Annotated in this window: 2 protein-coding genes; one reads left to right on the top strand and one right to left on the bottom strand. The window is 32.6% G+C overall.

What is annotated here, in order from left to right:
- Positions 1-321: fatty acid desaturase (locus AC1DJR_RS30765; protein WP_477004343.1), on the top strand; the 321-nt coding region annotated here is incomplete at its 5' end.
- A gap of 537 nt (positions 322-858) precedes the next feature.
- Here AC1DJR_RS30765 and AC1DJR_RS30760 read toward each other — a convergent pair.
- On the bottom strand, positions 859-1145 hold a 287-nt coding region (locus AC1DJR_RS30760), incomplete at its 5' end, for a pyrroline-5-carboxylate reductase dimerization domain-containing protein (RefSeq protein WP_477004342.1).

Raw genomic sequence — 1145 nt, 5'->3', positions numbered from 1 at the left:
GATAAAGAGTGGGAATATGTGAAAGCGGCAGTGGAAGGAAGTTCTTTTTATAAACTACCTAAAATCCTGCAATTTTTAACTGGTAATATTGGATTTCATCATGTTCACCATTTAAGTCCAAGAGTACCTAATTATAAATTAGAAGAGGCACACAATAATACGCTTCCTTTAAAGAATGTACCAACGATTACTCTTGCTACAAGTTTGCGATCACTCCGTTTCCGTCTTTGGGATGAGCAAAACAACAATTTTGTTAGCTTTAAAGAAGTTAAAAATTTAGTGAAAAATAATGTTTCTATTCCAGTGAAATCAGAACTATAACTTCATCAAATATGACTGACTCCCCTTAATCATTTTCGATTTAAGGGGAGTTTTTGTTTAACTAGTAGATGCACGATATGGAGAAAACTTAAATGATTTAAATTGTAATGGAGGTGGATTAGGAAATAGTAATTAACATTAGAGGACGATAAAAATATTATGTTAACAATTTGAGGCGATTGATATTACTTTTTTCAATAGATATTACGCTTAGTCTCTGAGTATATTTCATCTGGTGTGTATCATGTCTTACAAGAAACGTATGATTTAAAACTTGATAAAATCTGCAGCAAATACATATGAAAATGATGTTCCCTTAATAATAAAAGGGTATTACGCTATAAAATAAATGATAATAAGAACAGGCTAATTATTTTAGGATAATAAAATGCAAAACAGACAAACTCAATTACCCTTGAATTTGTCCGTTCAGTTACTGGTGAAAAAGGAGGAGTATGTAAATGAAATGTGTATATAGTCTAAAACTGTTTAAAGATATGTGAATGTATTTAAAGTGGGTTTCTTTACACTAATTTATTACTTTTTAGTTTGCCTAGATAGTTCAACAGATTTTTGCGTACAACGCTGCATAGCTGAAATGATGGCTGTTCGTAAGCCTTTTTCCTCTAATGTTGCTACAGCTTCTATCGTTGTTCCGCCAGGAGAACAAACCATATCTTTCAATTCACCTGGATGTATGCCTGTTTCTAGTACCATTTTTGCAGAGCCTAACACAGCTTGAGCAGCGAATTTATATGCTTGATTTCTAGGCATACCATCTAATACAGCTGCATCTGCCATCGCTTCTATAATCATATATACGT

This window comes from Bacillus sp. 05T31, assembly GCF_056396725.1.
The sequence above is the reverse complement of the archived record's forward strand: the minus strand, read 5'-3'. Positions and strand labels throughout refer to the sequence as shown.